Below are 5458 nucleotides of genomic sequence, written 5' to 3' on the forward strand. Positions count from 1 at the left end.
ATAGTGGCAGGTCGTGCGCAGAGGCGCACAATAAAAAAAAGAGTTTTGCGTAAGCAAAAGTCGCAGCGTGCTTGCACGCAAAAATCCCTGCCACATAGTGGCAGGCCGTGCGCAGAAGCGCACAATAAAAAACCGACATTCAAACTAAAAAAAACAAATTTAAAAAGGAAAGCAAAAAAATGACGCAATTCAATACAGGCGATGAAATCGAAACAACAGTTGTGCAGATTTCTGGAGACACAGTTTTTATTGACCTCGGACTAAAAAGCGAGGGTTTTGTAGACAAGGCAGATTTTACCGATGAAAACGGAAACTGCACTGTAAAAGAAGGCGACAAGGTAAAAGTCTATTTTGTAGGCTCAAGCCGCGATGAACTCCACTTTACGACAAAAATCAAAGGCGAAAACGCAGGGCTCCAGATTCTCGAAAACGCTTTCAATAACGCACTTCCAGTCGAAGGACACGTAGAAAAAGAAATCAAAGGCGGTTTTGAAGTAAAACTCGGACAGACACGCGCATTCTGCCCTTACAGCCAAATGGGCTACAAAAACCGTCTGGAGCCTTCAGAATACATTGGAAAAACAATGACATTTTTAATCAGCGAATTCAAAAATGAAGGAAAAAACATCATTGTTTCCAACAGGAAGCTCGAAGAAGAAACAGAAAATGCGAAGGTAAATGCGCTTTCAGGAAAACTAAGCGAAGGAAACATCGTAAGCGGAACAGTAAAATCAATCCAGTCTTACGGAGCATTCGTAGATATTGACGGTTTTCAGGCTCTTCTTCCAATCAGCGAAATCAGCCACCAGCGCGTAAATGACATTTCTGAGTTTTTGAGTGTCGGACAGAAAATCGAAGCAAAAATAATAAAGGCAGACTGGAACACGCAGCATCCAGACCGCTCAAAGGTAAGCTTGAGCCTTAAAGCCCTCGAAAAAGATCCATGGGAAAGCGTAACAGAAAATCTAAAGCCAGGACAGAAAACAAGCGGAAAAATCGCACGCATCACAGGCTTCGGTCTTTTTGTAAACCTTTTGCCAGGAATCGACGGTCTTGTCCATATAAGCGAAATCGAAGACGTAAGCGCAACAACAAACTTGAGCAAAAAGTTTAAAGTTGGAGAAGAATTTGACGTAGTTGTTCAAAAAATCGATGCCGCAAACAAGAGAATATCTCTTTCTCCGGCAACTTCGGCAGAACAGGACAGCGAAGCAGAAACATATCTTGAATCTCAAGATTCTGACGACGGAGATACCTATAATCCGTTTGCAGCCCTCTTAAAAAAATAAAGTTGTTTCCTCCATTTGAACAAGAAAAAGCCGCCGGCGTAGTTTTAGACATCTTGAAAAAACTCGGCGGCGGCTCGATAGCTTTGCTCCGCAACTCAAAACCTTCTGACGAACGGAACAGTTCTCTCGTGATGCTCGGTGTGCTCGTCTGCAAAAAAACAGACGCAAAAGAAGGCGAATTTGTAAATCTGATTGCAGTTTCGGGCATAAGCTGCAGTTTAAGAGGCGAGCTTCCGGGAATCTTTGTTGAGCCAGTAGTTTCCAACGAGCAGATTCAAAAGGCCCTGGAAGAAAACGACCTTGAAATTCACGAGCTTACGGACAAAATAAAAAAAGAGGTTTTGCCTCAAAAGCAAGCAGAATTAAAAAAACAGCGCGAAAAACTCTGCGACGCTTCTCTTTTAAAAGTTTTTGACAGATACTCATTCTGCTGCGCAGACAAAAAAGAGCGCAAGCTTTTAGATATTATAGATTACCAAAAGACAAAAAAACTTCCGCCCACAGGAACAGGCGACTGCTGCGCTCCAAAACTTTTAAGCTACGCCTTTAAAAACTCGCTTGTTCCTCTCAGCATGGCAGAAACAAAAATACATTTTGCCCTAAAAGGCAAAACAGCACAGATTGAACATCCCGGCAAAAAACCAGAGCTTTACCCGCCCTGCGACAGCCGCTGCTCCCTTGTTCTTCCAGCAATCTTAGGCCTTGAAATTTTATACCGCGACAGCGACATAATAGTAGTAAACAAACAAAGCGGAATTTTGAGCGTTCCCGGACGAGGACCGGAAAAACAGGACTGCATAGTAAACAGAGTAAAAAAACTTTTTCCAGACTGCATAGAACAGCCTTCAGTGCACAGACTGGACATGGAAACAAGCGGACTTTTAGTGCTCGCCTTTACAAAAGAAGCGCACAGAGAATTAAACCGCCAGTTTGAAGCAAGGGAAGTTCACAAAAAATATATTGCCCTCATAGACGGAATTCTTGCAAAAAAGGGAATAGAAAAGAGCGGAACTATGGAACTGTTTTTCCGTCTGGATATAGAGAACAGGCCTCATCAAATATGGGACAGAGAAAACGGCAAAAGCGCAGTCACACAGTGGCAGATAGAAAACGTTGAATACTACACCGCTCCGGACAAAAGCCGGCGCCCCGTAACCAGGGTAACCTTTATTCCGCACACAGGACGCACACACCAGCTTAGACTTGCGGCGGCAGACAGCCACGGATTCGGGCTTCCAATCATAGGAGATACACTTTACGGCCGCTGCGAAAAAGGCGAAAGACTATTGCTGCACGCCTCGGAACTTTCTTTTACACATCCGCGCACAAAACAAAAGATGGACTTTTTATGTCCGCCGGAGTTTTAACATCATTTTTATCAGACAGCTAGGAACAGAAAGACTAAATACCCTTAATTTCGAATTTTATAATTTAATGTCATTATCGGGCTTGACCCGATAATCTATTGAAACTTTGCAACAGATTACGATGCCAAGCACGGCAAAGTCAGCTTTGTTAGCATTGGGCTGAAAATTTTGCAGTTGTTTTATCAAAAGCCGATGAGCCCTTACGATGGCTAAAAACAGTTGCATGCCCCCTGCCATTTACACAGTTTTATGACAGGGGCTTAAAAATCAAACGCTAAACTGGTCAATTTGATCCGCAATTTTTGAAATGGAACCTTTTACCTTTGAAGATATTTCGCCAAGCGCGGCTCCTGTTTCGTTTATCTTCTTTGCGCCGATTTCCATTTCGTCCATGCTTTCCTTCATAACCATTGTGGCATCCTGAAGCCGTTTTACTTCCTCAAGAATCGCCTGGTTTCCGGCAGACATTTCAGAGGATGCGTTGCGCACTTCAGAAGAACTGTCGTTCATAGAATGAAGAGCTTCGTTTATCTGCTTAGAGCCTTCCGCCTGTTCTTCCATTGCCGATTTTATCTGAAGAACAAGCTGGTCTGTGTCCTTGATTTTCTTTGAAACGCTTTCAAATGCGACACTGGATTCCGCAGAAGAAGATACAACTTCGTTTATAGATTCGTGAATGTTGTTCAGCTGCAAACCAATTGTCTTTGACTGCGCAGTAGAAGTTTCAGAAAGCTTGCGGATCTCGTCTGCAACAACGCTGAATCCTTTTCCGGCTTCGCCTGCGTGCGCGGCCTCGATAGCGGCGTTCATGGCAAGAAGATTTGTCTGGCTTGCGATTGAAGAAATTGTTGCGTTCGCTTCTTTTAGCATAGCGGACTGTTTTTCAATCTTTTCTATCTGCTCGTTTACAATCTGCTGTTTTGAAAAACCATTTTGAGTATCCGACTGAAGCTCCTCAAAAGAAGAGACCATCTTGTCAACCGACTTATTTACAGAAGAAATGTTACCAAGCATTTCTTCAACTGCGGCAGATGCCTGTGTTATGCCGGCGGTTTGATTTTCAATCATTTTTTCAAGTGAAGAAATATTTGAAGCGATTTCGTTTACAGCTCCAGCAGTTTCTTCAACGCTTGAACTTTGATTAACAATCTGATTTCTTACGCTTCCAATGTTTGCAATAATTTGCGTAATAGCGCTGGTTGCGTCCTGAGTGCTTTCTTCAAGAACTTCGCCGGCATTGCTCAACTCGCTTTTGGAAGTTTTTACATCGGAAATGATTTCATGCAGCTTGCCAACGAATTTATTGAATCCTTTTACAACAAATCCGATTTCGTTGTTGGAATTTATTTCAATTCTTTGTGTAAGGTCGGCGTTGCCAGAAGCGATTTTTGTTATTGCCCCGTCAAGTTTTTTCAATGGTTTTATTGCGCGGTACATAAGGAAGCCCGCTATGCTTACAAGAAGAATCGCGCTTATAAGAGAAAGCAAAGCCATCTGTCCCATCATTAAAGAAATTGAAGAATATATTTCCTTCTGCTGAATTGAAACTGCCATTGACCATGAAGTGCCTTCTACCGGCGTAAAGCTTACAAATTCAAGGTCGTCATAAATTCCTTTTAGCCAGGCGTGCCCTGTTTCGCCGTCCACCATCCGCTGGGCAAGCTCGCCCATGTCCTCGTGTCCTACAGAATAGCCTGTAAGGAAGTTGCGCTTATTTATCCAGTCCTTGTTCGGATGGGAGATTACAGTTCCGTCATCGGCAAGAACGAATGCGTATCCTGTGTTTCCAACTTTTATATTGCTGATAATCTCGCCCAAATGCTTTGACTGCATTACTCCCGAAAAAAGACCTATGTTTTTTCCGTTGCGCACAATCGCGCGTGTTACGTGAATTACAGACTGCCCCGTTGTTCTTGAAACCACAGGATCATCAATAAAACTCGTCTTTCCGTCCTGCATTATCGCCTTGAAATAAGGACGATCGGCAATATCAATGGTTTTTCCTGTGTCCGTATAGGCGGTTCCGTCCGGGCCTGCAAGCATTATGTAGTCAAACTCGGATATACGCTGATCTTCCTGAGAGACAAGCCATTGGTGCATTTCGTCAAAAGTTCCTTCCAGAGCCATGTCCGAATTCACATAGAAATTCATGGCATAGAAATAGGCTTCTATCTTTTCTGAAATTACCTGCGAATAAGCCGCCGCCACAACTGCGTAGTCGTTCGCAGAATCCTCAAGTGTGGATTTTTTTGTAATTTCTCCTGTTATAACAATCTGCAGAAAATTAAAGCACACAATTGAAAGCCCTACAAAAAGAACAAGCCGAATCACAAGGCTCTTGCGTTTTTCGGTATTTAAAACAGTTTTTTCTTTCATGATAAAATATTCTCCTTTGAGTTTGTCTTTATAAGAAAGTCTAAAAGGCTAAGATTGATTATACATCAGGATATGTATTCTGTCTAAAAAAAAATTATTTTGATGTGCATTTTAATTTTTACAATTCCATAGCAATGCCAGCGAAACTGTCATTGCCCGGCTTACCTTTTTTCTGTCATTGCACGGTTTACCTTTTTTCTGTCATTGCCCGGCTTGACCGGGCAATCTCTAAATAACTGTCATTGCTGTGCTTAACACGGCAATCTGTTTGCAGTGGGATTATCGGGTCAAGCCCGATAATGACAGTAAAATTCGAAATTGAACTTAAGAATATGTGCCGAATTTAAAAGACTATCGGAGCAATATTATAGCATAAAATTATTTATTTTTGTAGCTAATGGCGTGAATGCCGAATTTTGGCAAGCT

3 protein-coding genes are annotated in these 5458 nt (G+C 42.4%); 2 read left to right on the top strand and 1 reads right to left on the bottom strand.

Annotated elements, in window-relative coordinates; genetic code table 11:
- The first annotated feature begins 179 nt into the window (after nt 1-179).
- Both B4N75_RS06950 and B4N75_RS06955 read left to right on the top strand, forming a co-directional pair.
- Nucleotides 180-1289, top strand: a complete 1110-nt coding sequence (locus B4N75_RS06950; RefSeq protein ID WP_296020655.1) for a 30S ribosomal protein S1 — start codon at nt 180-182, stop codon at nt 1287-1289.
- A 53-nt stretch (nt 1290-1342) separates the two neighbouring features.
- Nucleotides 1343-2656, top strand: coding sequence for an RluA family pseudouridine synthase (locus B4N75_RS06955; protein WP_296706978.1), 1314 nt, complete (start codon nt 1343-1345; stop codon nt 2654-2656).
- Between the two features lie 267 nt (nt 2657-2923).
- On the opposite strand, the gene B4N75_RS06960 is transcribed toward B4N75_RS06955, so the two are convergent.
- Nucleotides 2924-5032: a methyl-accepting chemotaxis protein gene (locus B4N75_RS06960; RefSeq protein WP_296706979.1), complete on the bottom strand. Its 2109-nt coding sequence runs from the start codon at nt 5030-5032 to the stop codon at nt 2924-2926.
- Nucleotides 5033-5458 lie beyond the last annotated feature (426 nt).

Source organism: Treponema sp. UBA7570, assembly GCA_002477955.1.
Lineage (GTDB): Bacteria > Spirochaetota > Spirochaetia > Treponematales > Treponemataceae > Treponema_D.